The organism is Dictyobacter alpinus, from assembly GCF_003967575.1.
Classification (GTDB): domain Bacteria; phylum Chloroflexota; class Ktedonobacteria; order Ktedonobacterales; family Ktedonobacteraceae; genus Dictyobacter; species Dictyobacter alpinus.
Genome location: NZ_BIFT01000001.1, coordinates 1,697,218 through 1,722,438 on the forward strand (window position 1 = coordinate 1,697,218; position 25,221 = coordinate 1,722,438).

General features: G+C 51.2%; 22 protein-coding genes and 1 pseudogene. 7 read left to right on the forward strand and 16 right to left on the reverse strand.

Annotated elements, in window-relative coordinates; genetic code table 11:
- Positions 1 to 21 precede the first annotated feature (21 nt).
- From EL633_RS06685 to EL633_RS36500, 4 genes are all read right to left on the reverse strand, one after another.
- Positions 22 to 399, reverse strand: coding sequence for an aa3-type cytochrome oxidase subunit IV (locus tag EL633_RS06685; RefSeq protein WP_126626437.1), 378 nt, complete (start codon positions 397 to 399; stop codon positions 22 to 24).
- A 51-nt stretch (positions 400 to 450) separates the two neighbouring features.
- Positions 451 to 2,148 carry a cytochrome c oxidase subunit I gene (gene ctaD, locus EL633_RS06690; protein ID WP_126626438.1) on the reverse strand — a complete coding sequence of 566 codons (1,698 nt, stop codon included), beginning with the start codon at positions 2,146 to 2,148 and terminating at the stop codon, positions 451 to 453.
- A gap of 53 nt (positions 2,149 to 2,201) precedes the next feature.
- Entirely contained in the window at positions 2,202 to 3,308 is a 1,107-nt protein-coding gene (coxB, locus tag EL633_RS06695; protein ID WP_161982000.1) for a cytochrome c oxidase subunit II, read from the reverse strand.
- A 193-nt stretch (positions 3,309 to 3,501) separates the two neighbouring features.
- Positions 3,502 to 3,723 carry a hypothetical protein gene (locus tag EL633_RS36500; protein ID WP_161982001.1) on the reverse strand — a complete coding sequence of 74 codons (222 nt, stop codon included), beginning with the start codon at positions 3,721 to 3,723 and terminating at the stop codon, positions 3,502 to 3,504.
- A gap of 446 nt (positions 3,724 to 4,169) precedes the next feature.
- Here EL633_RS36500 and EL633_RS06700 point away from each other — a divergent pair, with 446 nt between their 5' ends.
- From EL633_RS06700 to EL633_RS06710, 3 genes are all read left to right on the forward strand, one after another.
- Positions 4,170 to 5,084 carry a heme o synthase gene (locus EL633_RS06700; RefSeq protein WP_126626440.1) on the forward strand — a complete coding sequence of 305 codons (915 nt, stop codon included), beginning with the start codon at positions 4,170 to 4,172 and terminating at the stop codon, positions 5,082 to 5,084.
- A gap of 19 nt (positions 5,085 to 5,103) precedes the next feature.
- Positions 5,104 to 5,748, forward strand: coding sequence for an SCO family protein (locus EL633_RS06705; protein WP_126626441.1), 645 nt, complete (start codon positions 5,104 to 5,106; stop codon positions 5,746 to 5,748).
- Between the two features lie 343 nt (positions 5,749 to 6,091).
- Positions 6,092 to 6,880 carry a BON domain-containing protein gene (locus tag EL633_RS06710; protein WP_126626442.1) on the forward strand — a complete coding sequence of 263 codons (789 nt, stop codon included), beginning with the start codon at positions 6,092 to 6,094 and terminating at the stop codon, positions 6,878 to 6,880.
- Between the two features lie 984 nt (positions 6,881 to 7,864).
- On the opposite strand, the pseudogene ftsZ reads toward EL633_RS06710, so the two are convergent.
- The 12 genes and pseudogenes from ftsZ to mraZ form a co-directional block, all read right to left on the reverse strand.
- A pseudogene (ftsZ, locus tag EL633_RS38100) lies at positions 7,865 to 8,824 on the reverse strand (cell division protein FtsZ); the annotation flags it as partial.
- Positions 8,825 to 8,969: 145 nt separating this feature from the next.
- Complete coding sequence (ftsA, locus tag EL633_RS06720; protein WP_126626444.1) at positions 8,970 to 10,208, reverse strand: cell division protein FtsA; 1,239 nt, start codon at positions 10,206 to 10,208, stop codon at positions 8,970 to 8,972.
- Positions 10,209 to 10,293: 85 nt separating this feature from the next.
- Entirely contained in the window at positions 10,294 to 11,469 is a 1,176-nt protein-coding gene (locus tag EL633_RS06725; RefSeq protein ID WP_126626445.1) for a cell division protein FtsQ/DivIB, read from the reverse strand.
- Between the two features lies 1 nt (position 11,470).
- Positions 11,471 to 12,490, reverse strand: coding sequence for a UDP-N-acetylmuramate dehydrogenase (gene murB, locus EL633_RS06730; RefSeq protein ID WP_126626446.1), 1,020 nt, complete (start codon positions 12,488 to 12,490; stop codon positions 11,471 to 11,473).
- 10 nt (positions 12,491 to 12,500) lie between these two features.
- Complete coding sequence (gene murC / locus EL633_RS06735) at positions 12,501 to 13,976, reverse strand: UDP-N-acetylmuramate--L-alanine ligase (protein ID WP_126626447.1); 1,476 nt, start codon at positions 13,974 to 13,976, stop codon at positions 12,501 to 12,503.
- On the reverse strand, positions 13,973 to 15,130 hold the full coding sequence (gene murG, locus EL633_RS06740) for an undecaprenyldiphospho-muramoylpentapeptide beta-N-acetylglucosaminyltransferase (protein WP_126626448.1): 1,158 nt from the start codon (positions 15,128 to 15,130) through the stop codon (positions 13,973 to 13,975). The genes murC and murG overlap by 4 nt, the downstream gene beginning before the upstream one ends.
- Before the next feature lie 48 nt (positions 15,131 to 15,178).
- Complete coding sequence (ftsW, locus tag EL633_RS06745) at positions 15,179 to 16,897, reverse strand: putative lipid II flippase FtsW (RefSeq protein WP_126626449.1); 1,719 nt, start codon at positions 16,895 to 16,897, stop codon at positions 15,179 to 15,181.
- Positions 16,898 to 17,007: 110 nt separating this feature from the next.
- Entirely contained in the window at positions 17,008 to 17,343 is a 336-nt protein-coding gene (locus EL633_RS06750) for a hypothetical protein (protein WP_126626450.1), read from the reverse strand.
- Between the two features lie 343 nt (positions 17,344 to 17,686).
- Positions 17,687 to 19,438, reverse strand: coding sequence for a peptidoglycan D,D-transpeptidase FtsI family protein (locus tag EL633_RS06755; RefSeq protein ID WP_126626451.1), 1,752 nt, complete (start codon positions 19,436 to 19,438; stop codon positions 17,687 to 17,689).
- Between the two features lie 36 nt (positions 19,439 to 19,474).
- Positions 19,475 to 19,888, reverse strand: coding sequence for a septum formation initiator family protein (locus EL633_RS06760; RefSeq protein ID WP_126626452.1), 414 nt, complete (start codon positions 19,886 to 19,888; stop codon positions 19,475 to 19,477).
- Positions 19,889 to 19,984: 96 nt separating this feature from the next.
- Positions 19,985 to 20,977, reverse strand: a complete 993-nt coding sequence (rsmH, locus tag EL633_RS06765) for a 16S rRNA (cytosine(1402)-N(4))-methyltransferase RsmH (protein ID WP_126626453.1) — start codon at positions 20,975 to 20,977, stop codon at positions 19,985 to 19,987.
- Between the two features lie 56 nt (positions 20,978 to 21,033).
- Positions 21,034 to 21,441: a division/cell wall cluster transcriptional repressor MraZ gene (mraZ, locus tag EL633_RS06770; protein ID WP_126626454.1), complete on the reverse strand. Its 408-nt coding sequence runs from the start codon at positions 21,439 to 21,441 to the stop codon at positions 21,034 to 21,036.
- Positions 21,442 to 21,779: 338 nt separating this feature from the next.
- Here mraZ and EL633_RS06775 point away from each other — a divergent pair, with 338 nt between their 5' ends.
- The 4 genes from EL633_RS06775 (at position 21,780) to map (ending at position 25,215) form a co-directional block, all read left to right on the forward strand.
- Complete coding sequence (locus EL633_RS06775; RefSeq protein ID WP_126626455.1) at positions 21,780 to 22,826, forward strand: MBL fold metallo-hydrolase; 1,047 nt, start codon at positions 21,780 to 21,782, stop codon at positions 22,824 to 22,826.
- 336 nt (positions 22,827 to 23,162) lie between these two features.
- The gene (locus EL633_RS06780) at positions 23,163 to 23,480 is read left to right on the forward strand and encodes an HU family DNA-binding protein (RefSeq protein ID WP_126549705.1); all 318 of its coding nucleotides are present in this window, start codon (positions 23,163 to 23,165) and stop codon (positions 23,478 to 23,480) included.
- Positions 23,481 to 23,757: 277 nt separating this feature from the next.
- Complete coding sequence (locus tag EL633_RS06785) at positions 23,758 to 24,309, forward strand: O-acetyl-ADP-ribose deacetylase (RefSeq protein WP_126626456.1); 552 nt, start codon at positions 23,758 to 23,760, stop codon at positions 24,307 to 24,309.
- Positions 24,310 to 24,402: 93 nt separating this feature from the next.
- A complete protein-coding gene (map, locus tag EL633_RS06790; RefSeq protein ID WP_126626457.1) occupies positions 24,403 to 25,215 on the forward strand; it encodes a type I methionyl aminopeptidase in 813 nt (270 codons plus the stop codon).
- Positions 25,216 to 25,221 lie beyond the last annotated feature (6 nt).

The following is a 25,221-nucleotide window of genomic DNA, read 5'->3' on the forward strand; positions in this document are numbered from 1 at the left end:
CGCAGCGCGAGCCACTCATCTTTAGCGACGCTCCAAAATCCAACCCAGGCAACAGACAAGTAAGAGGACGGCACCGATCACAAGTACAATTGGACCAGCAATAACACCAAACAGGGCAATGGCAATTGAAATCGCCATGCCTAGCGGCCAGATACTTGGTCGTGGCATGACCTCTTCAGCGTTGACCAGACGGCCTCTGGCCCTGGTGCGCTTCTTAGCGGTTGTACCACGTGTTGTCTGCCCCTCCGTCGTAGTCGTAGCGGTCCCCGTTGCTTCCGCCGGCTCTTGTTCAACTGGCGCAGAGTCCGGGGCTGGTGTGCCGCTAAGAGGGGCGACGTTTCCATCGTTCTCCTCAGCCTGCACCGACTGCTCTACGCGGTCTTTTTGTTCTTGAGACACCTTATACCTCTACTAGTCTTGTTCCACCAGGAGTGGATCGGTCATTTAGCATTAATGTTCAACGACAGATTTCCAGTCAGCATGCTCTGGATACTTTTTGTCATAGAAAGGACGACGGCTGCGTACAACCGGAATCTCCAGGAAGTTGTATTTCTTCGGAGGAGATGTGGTATCCCATTCCAGTGTAAAGGCATCCCATGGATCGTCGCCGGCGGCCTGGCCTTGTTTCAAGCTCTTGATGATGTTGAGCATGAACAGGATCACGCCAATACCGATGATCAAAGCGCCAACTGAAGCCATCAGGTTCAAATCATTCCAACCCAGGTTGCCAGGATAGGTGTATACACGGCGAGGCATGCCCAGGATTCCCATGATGTGCATGGGGAAGAAGGTCAGGTTCAAACCAATGAAGGTTACCCAGAAGTGCCATTTACCCAGGCGATCATCCATCAATTTGCCGGTGAATTTGGGGAACCAGTAGTAGATACCCGCAAAGACGGCCAGCGCTGTACCACCGAAGAGTACATAGTGGATGTGGGCCACCACAAAGTAACTGTCTGTGATCTGATAATCGAAGGGCACAACCGCCAGGGCAGCACCATTCAGACCACCGATCAAGAACATGGCGATAAAGCCCAATGCAAAGAGCATCGGAGCATTGAGTCGGATCTTACCACCGAAAATGGTCGCCAGCCAGTTAAAGATTTTTACCGCCGTTGGAATAGCGATCAGCGTTGTGCTGGTCGCAAAGAAGGCCTGAGCAACCGAAGGCAGACCGACCGCAAACATGTGGTGGGCCCACACGGTAAAGCTCAAGAAACCAATGGCCACACCAGACCAGGCGATGAAGGTATAACCGAAGATTGGCTTGCGCGAGAAGACCGGCAGAACTTCAGAGATAATACCGAAGGCTGGTAGAATCAGGATGTACACCTCGGGGTGTCCAAATGACCAGAATAAGTGTTGCCAGAGTAGCGGATCACCACCGTTACCATACTGATAGAAATGGCTGCCCATGTGGCGGTCCAGCAGCAAGAGTACGCTAGCCACAGTCAGGCTGGGCAGTGCGAACAGCAGCAGGAAGGACATCACCAGGATCATCCATGAGAACAGCGGCATACGGTTAATGCTCATACCAGGAGCGCGCAGCTTGAAGATAGTAACCACAAAGTTGAGCGAACCAGTGATCGATGAAATACCCAGCAAGGTTGTACCCAGCAGCCAGAAATCGGCATTCATATGCGGGGTCGCCTCATAGGCATGACCGGCCACTAACTCACTCAATGGCGCATACATAAACCAACCACCATTTGGTGCCTGACCAATCAGGAAGCTGGATTGCATGAAGATGCCACCAAGGAGTAACAGCCAGAAACCAAAGGCATTCATACGTGGATAGGCCATATCGCGCGCACCAAGCATCAGCGGCACAATATAGTTACCAAATCCCGAGAGTACCGGAATAACGAACAAGAAGATCATGGTCGTGCCGTGCATAGTAAAGATCTGGTTATATACCTCAGGGGACAGAACTTTACCATTCGGCAAGGCCAGCTGTGTGCGGATCAGGAGCGCTTCCATACCGCCCACTACAAAGAAAAAGAAACCAGTGATCAGATACATCAGACCGAGTTGCTTGTGGTCGGTCGTCGTTATCCACTCACCAATATAGCTTTCGCTAAAACGCTTTCGGCGCACACCCGTTGTTGTTGTCGCAGTTGTGTGTTCACCGATGGTGCGAGTTGCCATGCGCAAATCCTCCAGTGTCTAGCTCTCAACGAAGAGCAATAGGGCAAGGCAGGTTATTTCAAACCTTCAAGATAAGCAACCAGCTGTTGAATCTGTTCGTTGGTGAGTGCACCAATGGCCATATCATTCCCGGGTTTAATGCCCTGAGGATCTTTTAACCATTTCGCCAGATTACAATCTTTGAGCAGATTAGGATTATTGGGATCACACTGCGCAGTGTTATTATCCAATACACCACCTGCAATCAAGTTACGAGATCCAAAGTGGGTCAGGTTTGGTCCAATCAGACATTCTGGCGTCCCATTAGCCTTACCACCAGGAGCATCCGTACATTGTGCCTTTGTGTCATAGTATTGCTTGACGTTCACACCCACGATACCATGGCAAGAGGCGCACTGATTTTTAAACAGATCTTCACCCTTCTTGGCCAGATCCTCATTTGGGGTAGCGGCAGCCTGCTGTTGCGTCGACATCCAGGATTTAAAGGCATCTTTCGATACAACCTTGACCTCGAAGCGCATGTTCGCGTGCTGTGTGCCACAATACTCGGCACAGATACCCATGTAGGTTCCCTCTTTATCAGCCACAAACCACTTTTTGTTATCGTGACCAGGCACCAGGTCTGTCTTACCCGTCAGAGCCGGAACCCAGAAACTGTGAATTACATTGTTTGAGAACAGGTCAACACTAATAGTTGTTCCAACCGGAACCTCTAAGACATCGGCCGTTGTCACATTGTAATTCGGATAATGGAATTCCCACCACCACTGGTGACCAACCGCGGTAACCGCCATCCTTGGCTGGGCGGCTGTTGCGGCAGGCTCATTCTCTGGTGCAACCTCTAAAAGACCACGAATGGTGAAGAAAAGGATCACAAAGAGGACAAGCGTCGGAATAACAGTCCAGATCAGCTCTAAGGTCATATTACCGTGGCGCTGGAAAGGATTTGGCATCCCCGGGCGCTCGCGGTAACGAGCAATAGAGTAGATCAATATACCCTCGACCAGGATAAAGATGACGACCGCGATCCACAGGATAATCCAGAATAGACCGCTCTCACTCTCAGCCACTGGCCCCGCAGTATTTAAGATAGAGGGTGAGTTTTCACCGCATGCGGCGAATAGAATAGAGGACAATAGCAGACAGCCGAGTAAAGCCATCCAGCGCTGTGTCCTTTTAAATACCGGCATCCTCACGTCTAAATCTCTCCTAAAAAATTGATTGACGATGGACGATGATGTCTTGTTTTGGCGACATTTTTCCACTGTACTTTGTAGTGTAGCGATGGAGCCTAACACAAAACTTGCAATTAAAAAAATGAACCTTACAAGAGCCTGAACGAAGAAGTCCCTTTTACTCCTGGCTCCAGAAGTCAATTGAGCCGCTCTCCCCACGTAACGGCAGGGCTTGCCCCTGCCCCAGTTCACGTAAGAAACGTCCTTCAAACACGTAGTCATCTTGAGACGAACATGGCGAAGCTTGTCCAGCCTCTAGTTTGTGCCTGGTCGTACGCGTTACTGGGGCAGGGGCAAGCCCTGCCGTTACGCGGGGAGAGGTGCCACTGTTCGCCAACATGACGACCAGGATTCGATTACATTGAATGTATTGCCTCTCCGCCCTTCCTCTCGAAGGATGGTGAGTCAGTCTCGCGCCATAAGGCGCTCTCACAACCTGTTTTATCTAGTTACTGCCAGAATTGCACGAATATGTCATTTCTGCATCAACCACTGTTACATAATTGGTAGCATTGTTAATCAGGTGCAGGTGAAAGGTCCCATGCGCGGCTCATGAACATAAGGTTTATAGAAATCTTCCTACATACTATAGCAGGACAACGAAGGGGCGACAAGTAAAGATGTGTGCGATAGCGTACAGCCGCACGTCGCAACACATGTCATTACCACCACAAAACTGAAATGTTCAGGCGATTGTAAGGTAAGAGAAACTGGTTGCAAGGGTAGTATCAGGAATGAGGCCGACAATAGGGATCGTCAAACTTTATAGACTAAGGGAGCTTGTGCATGAAGGTATTAAGCCATAGTGAGCTTGAAGAGCCAAAAGAGGTCCATCCTTTTCGTCAGACTCTTTCTGCTTACATCAATTTGATGAAGCCACACGTGACGGTTCTATTGCTGGGTACGACTGTAGCCGCCATGGCGATTGCCGGTCGTGGCCTGCCCAACCTGGGATTAGTCCTGGCGACGTTGGTCGGTGGCGCGATGGCCGCTGGCAGCGCGAATGCCATTAACTGTTATATTGATCGCGATATCGACCAGATTATGGGTCGCACGCAGCGCCGCTCATTGCCATCCGGCCGGGTTCAGCCTGTGCAGGCATTGATCTTTGGCGTTGGCTTAGGGGTCGCTTCGTTCGTGATCCTGGCCCTGCTCGTAAATCTACTCAGCGCGGCCCTGGCAATGGGCGCGATCTTGTTCTATGTATTTGTGTACACCATGGGCCTGAAACGTACCAGCGCCCAGAATATCGTTATTGGTGGTGCCGCTGGCTCCGTACCGGTCCTGGTTGGCTGGGCTGCCGCAACCAATAGCCTCTCACTGGCTGCCATCTGGCTGTTTGCTATTATCTTTTACTGGACGCCACCCCATTTCTGGGCCCTCTCACTCCTGATCAAAAAGGACTACGAGAAGGCTCATGTACCAATGATGCCAGTAGTATTAGGCGAAGCCGAGACACGCCGCCAGATCTTTTTCTACTCCCTCTTATTATTTGCCGTGACCATGATGCTCTTCCTGATGCACACCATGAGCTACCTTTATCTGATCGGCGCAACCATCCTGGGCGGCATCCTTATCTACATGTCGATCCGCTTACTGACCGACCATACAAAGAACTGGGCACGCACAATCTTCTGGTACTCCAACTGCTACCTGGCTGCCATCTTCGCAATCATGGTCGTAGACCGAGTCCTTTTCTAGATACCAGGATCAAAATATTATGAGTATGCGTATGAGTTGGCGACTTGCTTCACGGTTATCTGTCATAACGTTAGCGGTTCTGGTCGTCATTATTGTTACCGTTATTCAACAAAAGCAGAGCAGTCATTCCCAGCCTGTCAGTAATACAACTGCCAGCACATCTGGCCTGCAAGGAACTGATCTGGGCGGCACACCGGCCCCCAATTTTCAGCTCACAGACCAGTATGGCAAGACAGTCTCGCTATCACAGTTCCGTGGTAAGCCAGTGGTGGTTACTTTTCTCTATACCCACTGTCCTGATGTCTGCCCCTTAACGGCCGAAAACCTGCATGCCAGCCTGCAAAAACTCGGTGGCGATGCTAAAAATGTCGCCATCCTGGCAGTCAGTACAGATCCTAAACGGGACACCACCGCTGAAGCGCTCAAGTTTTCGACCGCGCATAACATGCAAGATTACTGGCACTTCCTGACCGGCACCCAGAAAGAACTTTCTCCCATCTGGTCCAGCTATAGTATCTATGCCCAACAACAACAACAGAAAGTCAATCACAGCACAGCCCTCTATGTCATCGACAAACAAGGCAAAGAGCGCGTATACATGGGCGACGACTTCAAGCCCGCACAGATGGCCGCCAACCTACAACAACTACTAAAAGAAAAATAACAGTTTGACAATAATTGTTTTATGTAATGACGGTGTAGTTAAAAGTGTGCAATGCACACTTTTAACTACACCGTCATTACATAAAACAAAATTTTTAGGGCAGGAGGTGCAGGAGGACGGCCAGTCCTCCTGCCGGGGAGTGGGGTGTCCCCACACAATCTTTTCTTCCCCCCTTTGCCGCCGCAGGCGGCAGGAGGGGAAATGGGAGAACACTGCACAGAAAAAAAGAGAGTTGCACGAACTTCTTATATTTGGTATGCTTAAATGTACAGGACTACTATTATTCTAATAAAGAAAGAGTCCTCGCTAATTGTAAACCATTCGCGGAGGAGAGCGAGAGCGTATGGAAACATCTCTTCAAAAAACAAATCTCGCAGTGGACGACATAGATACGTCCCTTGAGTCATATCAGGATGCGGAAGAGGCCGAACACCATATCCATATGCCAGGACCCAGTATGTGGCCATTTTTATTAAGTATCGCCATACTGGTTGCCGTGGCCGGTCTGTTGTTTATCCCTGACGCCCCCTGGCTGACACTTGTCGCTGCCATATTTGTAATCTGGGGTATTTTAGGCTGGGCCCTGGAAGATCCCATGGCTACTTCCCATGATGAGATTGCTGTGCGGAAGCCGCTGGTCTCACTACCTGCACATGAGGTATTGGATCAGGCTCGGGCCAGGGCAGAGCAGATTGTTACCGTGGGTAGTACGACCTTCAGCACTCATCCTGTTAAAGTCGAAATCGAAAATGAGACACCCGAAGGTGTTGTGCTTGCGCTTTATGGTAAGGTTGAGCTGGAGGCCCAGCTTGAGCGCCTTGAGGGTGAGCTCAGTCAGATTCCTGGCGTTGCAAGTGTGCGTAACTTCATTGTGGCGGAAGATACCATTTTGAATGCTGCTTATACGCGTGTCGAGAATTTGAGGTCTCAGGGGAAGCTGGATGGGGCTCAGAATATTTCTATGCTGGTAGAGAATTACATCTTGCATCTTTATGGGGATGTGCCTAAGACTAGTATGAAGTATACGCTGGAGCGAGAGGTTGTTGGTATTCCTGGTGTGCGTGTGGTTGTAAACCATATCGGTTTGAATAAGGAGATTCCTGGTAATCTGGGTAAGACTCGTAATGCTTAGTCTGGGTTTGCTGTGATATCTCTTTGGTTATAAAGATGGCGGGTTGCTTTTGATGGGCGACCCGCCTCTTTTTATCTGTTTATTTGATGGTGTTAGTGGCCACACTCGTCCCCTGAAGGGGACTTACATAGTAATTAAAATGGTGCAAAATTGTGCTGCGCACAATTTTGCACCATTTTAATTACTATTTTTGTGCCTTGTCAATTAAGTGTTTGGCACTATGTCAATTCAACATTCTTGTGCTTTGTCAATTAAGTGTTTGGCACTATGTTAATTCAACATTTTTGTGCTTTGTCAATTAAGTGTTTGGCACTATGTCAATTCAACATTCTTTTTGCACTCTATCATACATAAGTTGTTCGAGAGCTTTATTGGTTAGCGTTTGCGTAGGAATGCTGGGATGTCGATGACGTCACCGGATGGTGTGTTGCGGTTGCCGCGCGAGAGTTCGGAGGCGGCTCCTCGGTCTAGACGTCGGACATGCCGATGTGGTTGACCACCGACGCGTGGACGTACGGCTTTGTCTTCCATTTCTGGCGTTGGCAGGATGTCCATGTCTGGCGTTGGTACGTCTTGATCTAACATCTCCATGTCGTCTTCGTCGCTATCAAGGTTGCCACTGTTAACCATTGGTACCGATGGCGGGGCCGGTGTATAGCCTGAACCGGGTACACGTGGCCTTACAGGATGCTCAGGGCTCGAACCGTAGGGTGGCAGTGAAGGATTTGATGCCGACTCTGACTTCGCTACAGGATTGCGCTGCGCTGGTTGCTGACTACGCTGGATAGGTGGCATTGGCCCGGTTGGATGGTTATCTACCTGCTGCAATGATGGTGTGACAGGTGGCTGATAACCCTGGGATGGCCTTTGACGCAATGGAGCATTGCTAGAAGGTCGTCCCGCCGAGTTAGAAACGGTATAGAGACGATCTCGATCATACTCTGGCCGCTTGTTATCATTAAAAGTGTGGACACCGGTCATTGAACGGGCCGGCGGTGACTGATCAAAACCGGTTGCAATAACCGTAATTTTGACTTTGCCTTCGTAATTTGCATCCTGTACCGCACCAAAGATGATGTTGGCCTCTGGATGGGCGGCCTGACTGATAATGTCGGCTGCCTCGTTAACTTCAAACAGGGTCATGTCCATGCCGCCGGTGATGTTAAAGAGCACACCACGAGCCCCACTGATATCGATATCCAGTAAAGGACTGGAGATAGCGATGTGGGCGGCATCAATCGCGCGACTCTCGCCGGTGGCCTCACCAATTGCCATCAAGGCGGAACCGGCGGCCGACATAATTGTTTTGACGTCCGCAAAGTCCAGGTTGATTAATCCAGGTACGGTAATCAGATCACTGATACCCTGGATACCTTGACGCAGGACATCGTCGGCTAACCGGAAGGCGTCTGCCAGCGGGGTGCGCTTATCAGCGACCTGCAACAAACGATCATTGGGCACTGTAATCAGGGTATCAACATGCTGCTTCAGATTGTTGATACCTTCTTCAGCTGAGAGCAAGCGCTTCTTGCCCTCAAAGGTAAAGGGACGGGTGACTACCCCGACCGTTAACGCACCAACCTCGCGCGCAATCTGTGCCACAACCGGGCTCGCGCCAGTGCCGGTGCCACCACCCATGCCAGCTGTAATAAACACCATATCAGACCCCTTCAGGGCCTCATAGATATCTTCCGCATTCTCCTCTGCGGCCTTCATACCCACGCCAGGGTTGCCGCCTGCGCCAAGGCCACGTGTCAGCTTATCGCCTATACGGATGCGATGCGGTGCCTCTGTGAGCAGCAAGGCCTGGGCATCTGTATTAATCGCAATAAATTCGATGCCCGTCATACCGGCCTGTATCATGCGGTTTACCGCATTGCTGCCACCTCCCCCAACACCGATCACGCGGATTTGGGCGAAGCCTTCAAGTTGATGATTTCCCATTGGTAACATTTCCTTCGTGGCCCCCTTTCGAGTTTCTCCTTTATAGATGAACACCTCTTAATGTGTACAACGAACGACGAGCGTTTTGTTGCAGTACTGATCTTTTCCTTATGCGGCTGTTCGCCTATAAAATGAGTCCCATCGCTTAAGGAATAAATGCACGTAGCCAGCGCCCAAACCGAGAAACAAGATTACTATCAATGTCTGCCTCGAGGGGCTCTTCTTCTTCCATGAGGAGTGAGGTATTACTCAATCCCCAGAGCAATAAGCCAACCGCCGTCGAAAAAGCTGGCCGATTAATAGAGTCAGATAAACCATGCAGACCTAATGGAGATCCAATACGAGCCGGTAGATCTAGAATCTGGCCCGCCAGTTCTAAAATACCAGGTAGCTCGGCTGTGCCGCCTGTAATCACGATGCCGGCAGGCAATAAGCCATCATAGCCAGATTTTTTGATCTCTTCATGCACCATGCTAAAGATCTCGTCCACACGCGCCTGGATGATTTCCGCCAGGAGTTTGCGTGGCACCAGATCATCGCAATCCGGCATGAATTGTGACAGATCAATCATATCGTCTTCATCTATAGTTGACGGATCACAATGGCCATAGGTAATTTTCAGTTCCTCTGCCACTCCGACCGGAAGACGCAGGCCGATGGCGATATCGCTGGTGATCAGGTTCCCACCAACCGGTAGTACGATGGTATGCCAGATGGCTCCATCGGTATAGACCGCGACATCGGTGGTGCCCCCGCCAATATCCACCAGGGCAACCCCCAGATCGGTCTCGCCTTCTTCTAACACGGCGTCCCCTGAGGCCAGAGGCTCCAGGACAAGGTCTTCAATCTCAACATGCGCTTTATGAACGCATTTAATTAAGTTGTGCATAGAAGACACGGAACCCGTGATGATATGCGCCTCGACTTCCAGGCGGAAACCGGACATACCAATTGGATTCTTGATGCCCTCTTGTCCATCGACGACATAACCCCGCGGGATAACATGAATCAATTCACGGTTCGCGGGAATGGCAATTGCGCGGGCAACCTCGAAGGCACGGCTAATGTCGTTCTGTTCAATATCCCGATTCTTCGGGGAGATAGCGACAAAGCCCTTGCTGTTCTCTGAGGTAATATGGCTCCCGGCAATCCCAACATACGCAGAGGTAATTTTCTTACCTGATAAGCGTTCAGCACGATCAAGCGCCGCTGCAATTGAAGTGACGGTCTCTTCAATGTTCACCACCACCCCACGGCGCAACCCCTGTGAAGGGCAGGTGCCAACGCCAACAATATTCAGCTTCCCGTCACGATCCAGTTCGCCGACCAGGACACAGATTTTTGTTGTTCCGACGTCGATACCGACAATCACCCGCTCTTGCACGATCTACGCTCCTATTGGGCGGTACACTTTTGAGACGCACTACGAATACGATAATTGAGACCTGTCATGGATATTATTCACGATCTTACTTTTGTAAAGTAAACACTGGTCGCAGGCCATAACGTAAATCAATGGTGGCAATATTCATTTGCTGCTGACGTGCAAGCTTTACAATCTCATTTAATTCTTTAAGTCGATTGTCCAGCGAGTTCGTATCATGAGAACTTCCCAGATACGCTTTCCAACCTTCCGGACTTTCTATGATATATGATCCCTTACTACCTTCCATTCCACCTGTGGGACTGGTAGTACTAGCATATATTGTACCATCGTAATACAGTTTGAACGTATCTATACCTGCGACTTTAGGAACTTGCTGCCAAACATTACTTGCAAATACACTATCGATGTTCTTTAAATACGTTCCAGGACGCAATGACGGCACAGTTTTTGTACTTGCGGACAAATTATGCTGACCGGTGAGATCAACAACGGTCCCAAGCTGAGGACTTTCCGCTGTCTCGCTCACCGGCGCGATGATCATGCCTTGCTTGTCAACACTAAAAATGCCTTGTTCATTCTGCCAGAGCACAACAGGCTTACGTTCTTTGATGATGACGTTCAGTTGATCGGGAAATTGCTTTCTCATTTCAACCGTCGCCACCAGGGGCGAAGCTTGAATACGCTCCTGCATGTCAGTTGTATCGATCAGAAAGATATTCTGCCCTTGCATACCCATATGCTGAATACTTTGCATCAAGGCTGCGTTCTGGGTGCCCACAACATTGACCTGCTTAAGCCGAAAGTAATCACTACTCAGGGCGAAATTGATCGCGGCCACAATACAGATAATCGCGGCCAGGGTAGCGCAGATCTTCCAGAAGAGTCCACGTCGGGCGGCCCGCTGACCACTGCGCCTGGGAATCGATGATTTATAAGGCAATGGACGCCGGGTCGCCTGGATACGACCATTGGTGGCGCGAAAACCTGTCTGTACCAGAGTGCGTGGAACCAGCTTGACCGGTTTTTGTGGTCGAGAGCGCACCTGACGCAACTGGACCTGGCGCTGATCAAACGTATTCCATGCCGCCGAAGGATCTGCTTTTGGGATCGTCACTACACGTTTCAACGAACGAGAAGAAACCAGCGTGCTGCGCGAAGTCTCTTGCTTTAACGCATTTTTACGAGGTGTATAAACTTTTTCAAGCTTATTAAAACTCTGCGTTGCTGGTTGCGGCGGTAGCTTTTTCCTCTCTGTCATGTCATAGTGCCTTCCACTCCCCGCGTAATTCGACCTCTAACTCTAAATCAACGCCAAAGCGGTCATAGACACGCTGATGGGCTTCTTTGATTAAAGTCGCAACGTCGTTTGCGCGTGCTCCACCTACATTGACAATAAAATTGGCATGACGCTCCGAAATCTGGGCTCCCCCCCGGATCGTTCCCTTCAAACCTACGGCTTCGATGAGCCGTCCCGAGTAATCACCTTGCGGATTTTTGAAGACAGAGCCCGCACTCTGTTGCGGTGGTTGGGTGCGTTTGCGATATTGTTTATGTTCATCAATCGCGGCCCGTAACTTTTGCGGATCTTCTCGATGCAGGCGAATCCCCAGTTGCATGACAATCTCCGCTGGCTCGATCATTTTATGTGGAGCGGCGATAGGATCTCCTTCGGCGTTGAACTGCACGCGCCGCTGGGCCCGAAAACGGCTATGCCGGTATGTAAGGTCCAGTTGATCGTGCTGATAACGTACGACCGTAGGGTCAACAGGCTCCTCCTCGCACTGGCGCGCATCGACAATATCGACCCACTCCAGTACCTGGCCCAGATCATGCCCATGGACACCCGCATTACTGATTACCCCACCACCTAAGGTGCCCGGTATGCCAGGGCCGAATTCCAGTCCACCCCATCCCAGAGGTGTGAGATCATTTATGATGCGTGGCCAACTGATACCAGCCCCTACCGTCAAAAAGGCATGATCTGCATCAAGCTCCTCAATGGTATAGGTGTTGATGGCGACCCGCGCCACTACCCCTCGAACACCGGCATCCGCATACAAGACGTTGGTGCCATTGCCAGTAACCAACAATGGCCAGCGCTGCTGCGAGCATAAAGTGACCAGGCCCACAAGATCTTCAGGTTTATCAACTGAGACCCACACATCAGCGGGACCACCGACGCCAAAGGTACAGTGGCGGGCTAATGGCTCGTTACGGCGCACACGGCTACCGAAACGGGCGAGCAGTTCGTTATAGGCTATCTCAGCATCAAATATCATGTCTTTTCCTCTAGGCCTGTTGTGTATTTTTGAGTAAGTTCTCTGTGACGACGTAAATATCTCCCGCACCCATGATCACGACCATGTCGCCGGATCGCAGGGTCTCGGATAGCAGGGCGGTGGTCTCGGCGACACTTCCGCCATGCAATACCTGGGCACGGCCTTGCGCGAAAACGGGCTGCCGGGCCAGTCCTTCCACCAGTTCACGGGAATGAATCAAGCCGGTATCGCGCTCACGTGCCGGAAAAATGTCGGCGATGATCACGATATCCGCGGCATCGAAGGCTCGCAGGAACTGGTTAAAAAAGGTTTTGGTGCGACTATACATATGCGGCTGATAGACCGCGATGATACGCTGACCCGGATAGCGGCGCCGTGTGGCCTCCAGGGTCGCGGCAATGGCGGTAGGATGATGGGCATAGTCATCTACCAGCGTGACATCCAGCACCCGCTCCTGCACCTTTAATGGGCCTTGCTGGCGGATATCAAAGCGCCGCCGTGTGCCACGAAACTCTGCCAGGGATTGAGCAATGCTCTCAGATTTTACGCCGAGCAAATGGGCCGCAATCAATGCCGCCAGGGCATTCTCGATATTATAAGCACCAGGCAATGGCAGGCTAAAAACCTGCTCATCTGGCAGGAGTGTTTCCAGACCGGAACGTACACGGAAACTCGTCTGGCCATCCAATTTAATGTCATATGCCTCGAAAGTGGCCGGACCCTGCTCTGGCGCAGCATGATTGCCGACAGAATACGTCAAGATCTGGCCAGGCCAATCCTGCAGGCGCGCCCGTAGGTCCCAGCAACCAGGGCTATCCGCGTTGAGGATAACCGTGGGTGGCAACGGCCATTCCCGCTCCATGTCCATGCCACGAATAAAGTGCTCAAAAGCATCCAAGAAAGCGGCATAGTCCGCGAAGAACTCTGGATGCTCGAACTCGATCGAGGTCACGATCACCAGTCGTGGATGATAATGCCAGAAGTTATGGTTGAACTCGTCGGCCTCATTGACAAAATAGTCGCTGTTTCCCAGGCGATAGTTCGCGCCAAAGCGTGGCACTACCGCCCCAATCTCACAGGTGGGATCCAGCCCGGCATCGACGAGCATCAGCGAGAGCATCGCGGTCGTCGTGCCTTTACCATGTACACCACTCACCGAGAGGACGCATTTGTCCAGCATCAACTCTCCCAAAATTTCCTGCCAGGTCACAACGCGTAAGCCACGCTGCCGAGCGGCCAGCAATTCGGGATTCTGAGGGTCCAGTGCAGGAACGGCAGGACTGATAACGAGCGTGTCAACCTCGCTAAGATGGTCGGCACTATGCCCTATCTGAATGGCAATCCCTGCCTCGCGTAAAGCACGCACGGTTGCGGATTCACGTTGATCACAACCTGTGACGATATCTCCAGCCGCCTGCGCCATCTGCGCAACGGCCGAAATGCCCTGGCCTCCAATACCCATAAAATGCAAGCGTGACGTATTCAAACCTTTCTCCCCTTGTGTGCTGGCGCAAGCGTGTCTTTACTTTGTGCCATCTCTACAACAGCTGCAGCAATATCCTGCGTGGCATCAGGGCGGGCAAAGCCTTTGAGCGCCTGAGCCATTTCAAGCAAGCTAGCAGAGTTTATATCATGTTGTACACGACTGATCAATAACCCCGGCTTCAGGGCATCATTACGGATGACCTCAGCGGCGTGTGCACGGCTAAACGTTTCCGCGTTTAACTCTTGCGGTGAACTACCCAGCGCGGGCGGCAAGGGCACCAGAATGCTCGGCTTCTCCAACACGGCTAACTCACTCAGGGTCGCGGCACCGGCGCGGCAGACAACCAGCTCGGATGCCTGTAGAGCCAGCGGCATCTCATCCGACAGATACGCGACCAGACGATAGCGTTGACGCAGGCTCTCTTCCAGGCCAGCCATAGTACTTTCAGCTAGCGTCTGTGTCTCAGCAAACAGTTTCTGTCCACTGATCTGCAAAACCTGGCAGAACTGCAGTAGCTCAGGCAAGGCTCGTGCCACCACCTGATTCAAATGGCGCGCCCCCTGGCTGCCACCCGTTACCAGGAGCAAAGGCAGCTCGGGATCAAGTCCCAGGCGCTTGCGTGCCTCTTGTACACTGATCTGGCGCACATCCAGGATCTCCTGCCGGATTGGATTGCCCAGTAGCAGGGTCTTGTTCGCAGGAAAATACTGCTGCGATGCGGCAAAGGCGATCGATATACGACTTGCCAGTGGCCCGATTAACTTATTCGATAAGTTTGGTGGCACATCCTGTTGATGCAGCAGGAGTGGCACACCGTTAACCTTTGAGGCCAGCCCGGCGGGTACCGCTACATAGCCGCCACTGGTAAAGGTCGCGTCCGGGCGGAACTTGCGTACGATGCCCAACGCCTGAACCATACCCACTGGTACGCGCGCAATGCCCTTGACAGTCTTGACCGAGACGTAACGCTGAAGCTTACCCGCCTTAATCGTCTCCATACGGAAACCGGCGGCCGGCACCAGTTGCGTCTCCAGGCCGTCATCACTGCCCAGATAAAGAATTTCCGCATTATATGTATCGCGCAGGTAGGTCGCAACAGCGAGGGCCGGATAGATATGGCCGCCTGTTCCACCACCCGAGATAAGAATTCGCATAAATATGTTCCACAGCTGATAAATGCTACCGGGCAATCCGGTCCTTTATCAAGCTTCTTTCCTTTTCAACCTTTTTGTATGTAGCCTTTTTGTAATCGTCTGCCGGGAAAGCGCAGGATCTTCCGGCTCCTGGGTGTAGCGCGAGATGTTAAGCAAGACGCCAATTCCTGCCAGCGAGATCACCAGTGAGGTGCCGCCAAAGCTGATAAATGGTAATGGGACCCCCGTATACGGGATTGAGCCGGTGGTCGCGCCGATATTAATCATGGCCTGCACCACAATCCAGGTGGTAATACCTGTCGCCAGTAATGCGCCATACACGTCCTGCGTACGTCGGGCCAGCCGAAATCCACGAAAGGCCAGAAGCATAAACAAAACAACCACAACCATACAGCCAATATATCCCATCTCTTCTCCAATAATGGCAAAGATTGAGTCAATATAGGGCAAGGGTAGATAGCCGGTCTTCTGCCGACTTGCACCCAGGCCAACCCCAAGCCAGCCGCCGGATCCGAGCGCTAGCAACGATTGATAAAGCTGCAAATTAATGTCCGTCGTATACTTAAACGGATTAAGGAAACCAATCAAACGGTAATAGCGATATCCGCTAAATGCCTGGGACAAAAAGATTAAGAAACCACAGCCCATGGCCAGTAAGAATTGCAGAATATTCGCACCTGCGGTAAAAAACATGACGGTGGTCAAGACAGCGATCACGCTGGCCGTTCCCATATCTTTTTGCAAAAGGACCACACCCAGGACAAGTCCAATTAAGAGCACAAAGGGGGTTAACCCATATAAAAATGTGCTTACTTGCTTTCCTTTGCGCGCTAACCAGTCAGCAATATACAGGGCTAGCACCAGTTTAATCAACTCACTGGGCTGAAATGAGAAAAAGGACCCAAGGACCAGCCAGCGCGAAGCACCATAAGCGCTTGAACCAACAAACAGGACCGCGACTAATAAAGGTAGCCCGATGGCTAATCCCAGCAGCGAGAAACGCCGCCAGATACGATAATCAATTCTCATCGTAACCAGCATCACCACCACACCCAGTACTGCTCCAAGCAACTGCTTTTGAAAGTAGTATGATGCATCTCCAAAGTAGCGCGCAGATGCAAATGAACTGGCACTATAAACCATGATCAAGCCAATACAGAGCAGAGCCAGAACGGACACTAACAAAATCGGATCTGGCTTGCCGGCTACGCGTGGCAGGAGCATCTCCAGGGAGGCTAATTTCTTCTGCTCTTCCTCGCTGATCACCTGCAGCGGTGTGCTGGGCCGGGCTGGCGGCTTACGTAATAGATCGGCCGTCTGCCGAGGCAGAAAAGTACGTCCTGATGCTCCTCGCCTGCCCGCTAAAACCTCTAGCGGCTCATCACGGATACCCTGCGTAAGATCTTCTTCATCCGCCACAGTAGGCGCCTGGGGGTCCGCCATCGCTAAGGGCTTGCTCCTCATACGCGGCAAACTTTTGCGCATACTGCTACTATCGGCTAACTGATCTTCTGCCGCATAGCTCATCTTGACACGCCGGGCGGGCGCCATCCGGCTCGCCCTCTGCTTTACCAGTTTCGCTCCATGGGTGGGCGGTGGCAAAGCCGCACGTCGGCTCCTCTTCTGCTCAGGCTGTACCTGGTTCTTCTGTTCCATCGCATCCAGGGCAGGAGAACGAAAGGTATGGGGAGCCAGTTCACTGCGCCGCGCACCTCTCATAGGTTTCTCCTCTGCTCGCTTTCCGCGCTTGATGTTATCTTGTGGCATGAAGCTTCTTTTCTTTATCTCTCTTGAGCGAAAAATCCTGAACCTGACAGCTTATGGCCTTGACATAGAACATATTTTCTAGTACACTGAGAACCAGCAAGGTTCCCGAGTTAGCGCTGCTTTGACGATGAACCCTCGTCATCTTGCTGAGCGGATTGCTCTTGCATAACCTGGAGCATCTGCTCGACTTCTTGCGCGCTAATTTGCAAACGGGCTTTGTGTAAATCTACGATTTCAACACCCTTTGCCTGGATTAACGTACTCCAGGGGTCACTTTCGAGGGTTGGGATACTAGATTCAGTACCTTTTTGCCCCTCCGGATCAGATTTCTCTTGTTCCGGCCCACCAGGGGCCCGCTGGCCTAAGAGTTCCCGCCAGGTTTCACTCAGTTCCGTCTGTTCGATCGCCGGTTGCTCTTGCTGTGAATGTTTCTTTTTTTCTTTCATCTCTCACACCTTCTCAACACTCTATATTCCCTACACATAGCCACTTCCACATGTCAGATCAGGACAATTTTATCCAGCTACCGTGCGCATCTATTAGTTTGCCAAACTTCGGTTGATAGGTTGTGCGCCCGCTACGCGGGCGGGAGGAGGGGAGATGCCGGGGGCACAGCCCCCGATCCCACAGGCAAGGGGCTCGCCGCCCCTTGCATCCCCGCCTTGAACCCGAGCGAGGAAGGAATGCCGGGGGCACAGCCCCGATCCCACAGGCAAGGGGCTCGCCGCCCCTTGCATCCCCGCCTTGCTATCCCATGATGTTTGACAGACTACTACTGATTTCTGCTACTTAACTTGCTTTATCAGGTGGAATACTATATTGCCACATCAATTGTTGCGCGATAGCTCTCCAGGTTGGTCCAGCCGCACTTCCTCCATAGATAGTCGCTGTTGGGTGATCAATTTTCACCAAAATAACAAATTGCGGATTTGAAACCGGCAGGAAACCAGCCATCGAGGCGTCGGTATTCGTGTCGGCTAAACTTTGATTCGTTGAGGTCCCGGTCTTCACAGCAGCGCGATAACCTGGAACCGTATTATCATTCGCATTCGCCGCACTCTCCAACATCAGCCCCAGAGTTTTAGCCGCCTCTGGACTGATGACCTTGTGCTCCTCTTGCGGCTGAGTTACGGTTGTATGCTCTTTCCCTTGAATTGAGGAGACAAGATAGGGCTTCATCTGGACACCATCATTGGCGATTGCCTGGTAGGCGGAGGCCACCTGCAGAGGCGTAACCAGAATGCTCTGTCCAAAGGATTGACGGGCCAGATCGCTGGGTGACCAATCCTTTGCATCCGGCGTGCGATACATGCCCGCCGCCTCGGGTTGCAGTACGCCTGTGGCCTGCCCAAAGCCAAACTGGTGCAGATATGGGTAGAATCCTTTAGCACCTAACTTCTGGGTCGCGACCCACGCGGCACCAACGTTGGCGGAATGTTCCAGCACCTGCGTCATAGATTCTGTACCATAGCCCTTATTGCGCCAATTCGAAACTGTTGGTGTCCCATCCTGAAAGGTCAGGTAGCCTGGATCCTGGATGGTATCGGTCGGCTTGATCAGATGCAGGTCCAGCGCGGCGGCCATGGTAATGGCTTTCATGGTAGACCCTGGTTCATAGGCGCAATAAAGGGCGGGATTGCTATAGACCTCAAGCTGGCCGCGACAACCTGTACTGGCCGCGTAGTTGCCATAACTATTAGGATCAAAGGAAGGAGCGCCAGCCATGGCGACAATGGCTCCCGTGCGAGCATTGAGCACAACGGCGGTACCACTCTCGGCTCCCATTTCCTTGACGCGTTCCTCCAGGGCAAGCTGTACTTTATATTGGATCGTGCTATTGATCGTCAGGGTTACATCAGCCCCATTCACAGCATCTTGTTCAGAACTGGCACCAACGGTTAAAGGATTACCATTGAGATCTGTCTCAGCGACAAAGCTGCCAGCCGTTCCTGAGAGCTGCTTGTTATACATTTTCTCAATGCCATAGATACCTTTAGGGGACGAGCCATCGGCCCCTTCCTGCACGTACCCAATCACCTGCGAGGCCAGGCTCCCACCTGGATAGGTGCGCCAGGTACGCGGCTCCAAAAAGGTATAGGGCAGGTGTAGATCACGCAACTTCTGGCTCTGATCTGGTGTGATCGAGACCGCAATCCGCACGGTCGGCACAGAAGAATTAAAGGCGTTCTTCAACTTATCAATTGGCAGATTATTGAGCACACCATGCAACTCCTGAATCAGGCTTTCACGCTCAGTCTGATAGGTATCTGGATAATCGGTGACCAGTTGTGATGGCTCAATATACACATCATCACGCACAACATTGGTAGCGAGCAGCAGGCCGGACGCATCATAGATACGGCCGCGTGGCGCATTAACGGTCTGGGATTGTGTATGTTCAGCATTAGCCGCCTGAGCCAGGCGAGGTCCATTGATGATTTGCCAGTAGTAGAGTCTCCCCGAAAGGACGACCATGCCCGCGCAAACCAGCAGAAAGATCACCATCTGGCGATTGCGTGCACGGCGTAATTCTGTACTCATCTACCGTCTCCTCATTCAGACAAACATCATATGGCTCTATTTACCTTGATTTTGATCGTGTATGGGCTGCAAATCTGGAATTTTAATTACCTTCACCCGCGCAGGATCAGCCGGGACCATGCCTGCTTTTTTGGCCTGATCGGCGATATAAAACGGGGAACGCTCAATGGCAATACTCTGGGTCAGGTCCTGGTTCTTGCGTTGCAGGGTTGCCTGTTCGCTACGTATTTGTTGCAGTTGCTGATTGGCGACCGCTGCCTGCCCCACCTGTGCCAGATAGAGGACCGCCATTAATGCGACCAGCAACACACAGGTAATCGAGAGTGCGACCGGACCCATGTGAAAGAAAAATGGGCGCAGTTGCCGCCGCCGTTTGGCTGCGAACACTGGCCTGACCGACGCCAGACTTACCTGCTGCATCTTGTTATTGCGATTCTTAGGACTATACATTATGCGCTGCGTTCCTTCGAGATGTTGAATCATCCATGTGTAGATGAATTCATAGCAGGGATCGCCTGCATCCTTACACCCCCTACATATGACGCGCTACGAATCGATAGCAATTTCAGCGGCTCGTAATTTGGCGCTACGAGCGCGAGGGTTGCGTGCAATCTCCTGCTCACCTGGCGTAACAGGTTTGTTGGTCAGGTTGCGTAACCGGGCTTTATGGCCACAGACACACACAGGAAGACGAGGAGGGCAAATACAATCCTTTGCCTCACGCCGAATAAATTCTTTGACAATGCGATCTTCAAGAGAATGGAAGGCAATGATCACCATCCTCCCCGCTCCCATACCACCTCCATCGCTCATTTTCTCGCGCTCAAGAACATTCACAATCTGGGGTAATACTGTTTCCAGGCGCTCTAACTCGCGATTCACAGCTATCCGTAGCGCCTGGAATGCGCGGGTCGCTGGATGGATTGCGCCTGGTTTGTGTGGCACACCGGCGGCGATCAGGTTCGCCAGTTGAGCGGTACGCGTGATAGCACCTTTCTCACGCGCACGTACAATACGGCGAGCAATGGGTCGAGAACGCGTCTCTTCTCCGTAGCGCCAGAAGATATCCGCCAGTTCCTGCTCGCTCACTCCATTGACCAGATCGGCCGCGGTTAACGGCGCTGTCTGATCAAGCCGCATATCCAAAGGACCATCTGAGCTGAAGGCAAAACCGCGCTCAGGATTATCCATCTGGTCGGATGAAAAGCCGAGATCCAGTAGTATGCCTTGTATGGCCCGACCGGCTCCAAAACCAGTTTCAGCAACGATACGTTCCAGATCAGAAAAATTACCATGGGCCAGTACCAGACGGCCACTGGCGACAAATTCAGCCAGTCTTTCACCTACACGGGCCAGCGCCTGAGTATCAGTATCAATACCCAGCACCTTTCCATCGGGAGCCGAACGTTCTAACAGGGCCGCAGTATGGCCTCCGCCGCCAAGTGTGCCATCAATGTAGAGTCCTCCGGGCCTGGGCTGAAGATACTCTAACACCTCATCTGGCATCACCGACACATGTTGTGTATGTTCCATAGTCATCAATAAGTTAAAATTCTAGATTGTCAGGTAACCTGATATGATTTGGCTTACTTTTTTTAAAAAGGAATATTACTTCCCTCGGTCTCGAGTCGTTCCTGGTACGCCTGCCATGTGGCGCGATCCCATATTTCAAAGTGGTCACGCACACCAGCAATTGTCACTTCACTACGAAGATTGGCATATGTTCTTAGTTTCGCGGGAATAATCATACGTCCTTGAGCATCCAGGTCGATCTCACTGGCACTGGGATAAATACGTCGCTCAAAGTCACGTAATTCATCACTCGACATTCCAGCCACCAACTCATTTGAGCGTTGCTCCCAATGGTCGGCGGTATAGATCGAAAGGCAGGTTCCCATACCTTTACTGATTACAGCACCTTTATCCATCTGGGCGCGAAATCGGGCTGGGATTGCCATGCGGCCTTTTGCATCGATTGTATGTTCATATTCACCAAGAAACATAGAGAGCGTCCATACTTTCTCAACTTACGTTGCAGGAATGTCCTCTGTAAAATCAGTGAGAGATTTTATGCTATTTTGCTATACTTCCCTATCTTCGTCCCCGAAAATATAACCTCACCAAAATTCCCCACTTTTCCCCACTTCATTGTAACACTTCTTAGGCATGTGCGAAAAGAGTCTTTGCGACCAATTTTGCCCGCAGACGTGGATAACTTGTGGAAAACTTTTTTCCACCCATACCTAAACAGATTTGACAGAGCACCATCCAGAAAAATACAATTTAGAAGGATATCTCAAATATTGAATGTTTTGTCTATCTAGCCTTAGGATTGGATTCCATGTCGCAACAACATCCCTCGACGGCAGCAGATCAGTCATCTTCCCTCTCTGTGCATAAAGTAGCGGAACATATCTGGCAGATCACACTTCCTATCCCCCTTCCATTGAAGACCGTCAATGTTTATGCCCTGGAAGGTAAAACAGGTTGGGTGCTGGTAGATGCAGGCATGGGAGTTCCTGGAACGCGGGAGGCTTTCTATGCTGGGATCGCTCAAGCCGGTTTACAGGTGCAAAATTTGCAGGCGATTGTGCTGACCCACTTGCATCCCGATCATATCGGACTGGCAGGAGAATTGCATGAGATGACGCAGGTTCCAGTGCTGATGCATCCTCTTGATGAGGCTGCCTTATATAGAACCTGGGGGGATCAGATACAGACTTATATCGAGACAAGCAACCGTTTTTTTGAGCCACATGGGCTATCCACAGCCACGCACTGGTCCACGACGATGTCACCGGAAATGCTGCATTCAATCCTACGCATACCTCCACGCTCGGCGTTTCAAGCTATTGAAGATGGACAACAACTACAGCTCGCAGATGAAAGCTATCGTGTCCTCTGGCTACCTGGTCATTCAGATGGGCAGATTGGCTTGTTCCGTGAACGTGATGGGATCTTTCTCTCCGCCGATCATGTGTTACCGCGCATTACACCAAACATCGGACGCTATTCTCCCCAGGATCGTCCTGATCCGCTGCAAGATTTCTTTCAGTCGTTGACAAAAATCTCCTCTTTACCTGCAAAGTGCATTTTACCTGGCCATGGGGATGTTTTCACTGATCTTACAAATAGAATTACAGAAATCATGGAACATCACCAACGCAGATTAACACAAATTATAGATTTACTCGAAAAGCAACCGCAAAATGCCACCCAACTCACAAAGCAGCTTTTTGGGACACGCCTGAAGAGCCATGAAGCCCTGCGTCTCGCGGTGGCAGAGATCTTAGCTCACCTGGAATATTTACGTCTACGGCAACAACTTATTCAACAAAAAAACCAAGCAGGCATTCTATATTATATCGTGGCCACAACATCACCCTGAAAGTAGGCGCTACTTTTTCTCAGCGCTCTCCAAACTGCAGAGTTTAACAAATAAAAATGCTAAGTACAATCGCACGATATTCTAGTAAAGAACAACCTTATATAGAGCTATTTCTCAAATTTTTTTGGATCAGAGAGATAGGGATAAATCCACTTCCCAGGCGGCTTCACGCCGTACTACCTACTTTTAGGGATAGTGCGACGCTTGTATTTCTCAAAATCGCGTGCTATACTCCTAATCGGCAGTGAGGTTGTAACGCCGCTCTACAAGCCCGGCAAAGTGCTTTTGGGTAATCAAGCGACGTGTGTTGATAGTTGCAAGGAGGAAATCGATCCTATGGCCGAAGATAAGACCGAACAGGCAGCGGGACAAACCGTTGGTCGGCAAGAGCTTTCTAAGCGTATTGCCAAACAGGCGAAACTTTCTCAAAAACAAGCTTCTGAAGTGCTAGAAGCGACCCTGACAGCCATCCGCGAAGCACTTCAGAATGGTGATGAGGTCCGGCTAGTAGGCTTTGGCTCTTTCAAAGTCCGCCAAAGTGCTGCGCGCAAGGGGGTAAATCCACGCGACCGCAAACCTATCGAAGTGCCAGCGAAGGAGCGTGTCCGCTTTTTCCCGGGCAAAGAACTTTCGGAAGCTGTTCTGAAAAAATAGTAAGTTGTAACTCGTGTCTCACTGCCAAAAATACATAGCCTATTAAGCATCGCTGACCAGGAGAAACCGGACACTGCAACGCAGGGGTCCCATAATGATTATTTCTCTGTTGTAGGAGCAACGCTAAGAGGCCCGTTGCCTGCGATGCTTATAAAGGCTATGTCTCATACGCTGCACTCATCCCCTGGTATTTCTAGATACCAATCTTCTCTATCCTCATGTCCATAATTTGCTGGTTTACTATAACAACAACATAGACACATACTAGATAGGTGTTATGATGACAACACATATAATTGATGGCGTCACCTTAACCTTACAACAAGGGAATATCGTTGCCGTGACGGCCGATGCGATTGTCAATGCCGCCAATGCAGCTCTGGCTGGAGGCGGAGGAGTCGATGGGGCGATTCATCGTGCTGGCGGTCCCACAATTATGCAGGAGTGCCGCAAGATCGGGGGCTGCTCTACAGGCAGCGCTGTTGCCACCTCAGCAGGCAATCTTCCGGCCCACTATATCTTTCACGCCGTTGGGCCCATCTATCAAGGCCATGCAGACGAGCCACAACTGCTGCGGCAAGCCTATCAAAGCTGCCTGGATCTGGCGGAGCAATATCAACTGGAGAGCATTGCCTTTCCTTCCCTGAGTACTGGCGCTTATGGCTATCCATTACACCTGGCGGCTCCTATTGCGCTAAAAACGGTCATCGACCATCTACACAACACATCTACCAGTCTCAAACAGGTCATTTTTGTACTCTTCGATGGGCGCACACTACAAGCCTACCAGAAAGCACTGCAAGCACTGCTGGCCGATCACAACCACTAACTCCATCTCACAATCCATTGTCTTTGTCCTCTAACCGGGATACTATTGATATATTGTAATTCTTAAATGCAACAAACTGAGGATAAAGAATATATGCAAGAGCGGAGGCAGAATCTAAAATCTGAGGCAGAGATTGCTTGTATGCGCCAGGCTGGCTTGCTGACCTGGCAGGCTCATCAGCTGGCTGCGGCAATGCTTCATCCTGGCGTCACGACGGCCGAAGTGAATGCCGCAATGGAAAGTTTTATGCTTGAACATGGCGCGGAACCGCTTTTCAAAGGGGTACCCAGCAGTACGGGCAATGTACCATTTCCAGCAGCGGCCTGTATCTCAGTCAATGAAGAGTTGGTCCACGGCATACCTGGTCCACGCCGTCTGCAGGAAGGCGATATCGTGAGCATTGATACCGGTGTACGCTATCAGGGCTGGTGTGGTGATGCGGCGGTTACCCATGCGATTGGGAAGATTGAGGATCCAACCCGACGTCTGCTAGAGGTAACGGAGGGGACGTTACGGCTGGCGATAGAGCTCATTCCACAATGCCAATGGTGGAGTGAGGTGGCGCGTGAGCTTGAGGCATACGTGAAGCGTGCCGGCTTCGCGGTGGTAGAAGGATTGGTCGGACACAGTATCGGACGTGAGATGTGGGAGTCACCGCAGGTTCCTAATTATTTTACCTTGCAATATCAGGCCCTTGGCGATTTTGTGTTACAGCCTGGCGTGGTCATCGCGGTTGAACCAATGGTCACCATGACCTCAAAGCGTGTTCAGACGCTAGGAGATCATTGGACCATTGTGGCGCAGGATGGCAAGCCTGCCGCCCACTTTGAACATACCCTGGCAATCACAAACTCCGGCGTTCAAATACTTACAGCCGGACCCGACGGCCAGGCCTGGGCCACATAAAAACTC